Source organism: Candidatus Cloacimonadota bacterium (assembly GCA_011372345.1).
In the GTDB taxonomy this organism is placed as follows: Bacteria; Cloacimonadota; Cloacimonadia; order Cloacimonadales; family TCS61; genus DRTC01.
On record DRTC01000122.1, the window covers coordinates 1 to 1,579 of the forward strand.

The following is a 1,579-nucleotide window of genomic DNA, read 5'->3' on the forward strand; positions in this document are numbered from 1 at the left end:
GCCTTGTATGTAATTCTTGTAAAGGTTTCATTGTCATTCGCTTCTTGTAAGTCGCAGCACATCATTCCCAAAGCCCTCTGTGGGAATGTAATTTTTTTTAGAAATCCCTGTGTCTGTTCTGTAATACAAAACATGGATTTTGCATAATATCGAGTTCCCAATCGGAGATTGGAAAGAATGTGGGAAAACGACATCGTCGTTTTGCAATAACACAGTTATTGCACTCCAAAACATCTTTGAGGAAGTTCTGACATAAGAAATTCGAGGAAGATAACTTTCGCAAAGTGCAAATCATTTAAAAACTCCTGAAATCTCATATCCGCAAAATTTGCATTTTCCATTCTCGAGATTTTGTGATTTGATCAAATATCCGGAACGATCGATGATCTTCTCACCACAGTTCGGACAAAATGTATCTTCAAATTCGGTCGCAATATTTCCGATATAAACAAATTTAATTCCGGATTCGAGAGCAATGTCTCTTGCCATTTCGAGTGTTTTCAAGGGAGTTGCAGGTCGATTCAGTAGTTGATAATTCGGGAAAAACCTGGAAAAGTGAAGCGGATGATCAGAACCGAGATTTTTCTTAATCCAATCACACATATTCTTTATCATTTTTGGTTCATCATTCGCATCCGGAATGATCAGATTAGTGATTTCAAAAAAGAGATTTTCTTCCTTTGAAATTTTCAGACAATCCAAGACGGGTTGCAGATTTCCGGTAGAATAAGTATGATAAAATTCTTCGGAAAATCCTTTCAGATCAATATTAGCGGCATCGAGATATTTGCAGAGTTCGCGCAAAGGTTTTTCATTGATATAACCGCAAGTTACATAGACAGTTTTGATATTTTCTTTATGAGCAAGTTTGGCAATATCGAGCATATATTCATAAAATATCGTCGGTTCCGTGTAAGTGAAAGCTATGCTCTGACAATTATTTTCTTTTGTAGTTCTGATAATGTCTTCAGGAGTCATTTCATAAGCTTGAACTTGTTCCGGTTTCGATTGGGAAATTTCCCAGTTCTGACAGAAATTGCAACGGAGATTACATCCGACAGTTGCGATAGAAAGAATTTGAGTTCCCGGATAAAAATGATACAAAGGTTTTTTCTCGATGGGATCGATATGGATTGAAATTGGTTTATTATAAACGAGCGAATAGAGAGTACCGTCGATATTTTTCCGAACTCCGCATATTCCGGTTTCTCCTGATTTGAGCACACAATAATTAGGACAGAGTTCGCATTTCACATAATTTTTTTCCAGTTTGGAATAATAGAGTGCTTCTTTGAGGAGTTCAGTTTTTTGAGCAGAGATCAGGAAAAACAGAGAAACAAAAATTATTAAAAAAATAGATAAATATTTCATTTTGTATTGTAAAACAACCTGCCGGGTTGTTAAGTAGTTCGGAACTTGTTCCGAAGTGTTAAGTTCTTTTCTCGATCTAAATGCATGAGTTATTTCCGTAAAACAATTCGCCTGAATTGTTCAAATAAAAGAGTCAGTTTCCGATTCTCAATTTAGGCAAATTGAGTTACATTTCCAAATCCAGCAAAAATCTCTTAATTTCCAATCC

1 protein-coding gene is annotated in these 1,579 nt (G+C 35.8%); it reads right to left on the reverse strand.

Going from position 1 to position 1,579, the window contains the following annotated elements:
• Positions 1–291 precede the first annotated feature (291 nt).
• Positions 292–1,371, reverse strand: coding sequence for an AmmeMemoRadiSam system radical SAM enzyme (gene amrS, locus ENL20_02260; protein ID HHE37378.1), 1,080 nt, complete (start codon positions 1,369–1,371; stop codon positions 292–294).
• Positions 1,372–1,579 lie beyond the last annotated feature (208 nt).

Coding starts and splice junctions, on each gene's coding strand:
- amrS (HHE37378.1), bottom strand. CDS start 1,371: ATGAAATATTTATCTATTTTTTTAATAATTTTTGTTTCTCTGTTTTTC.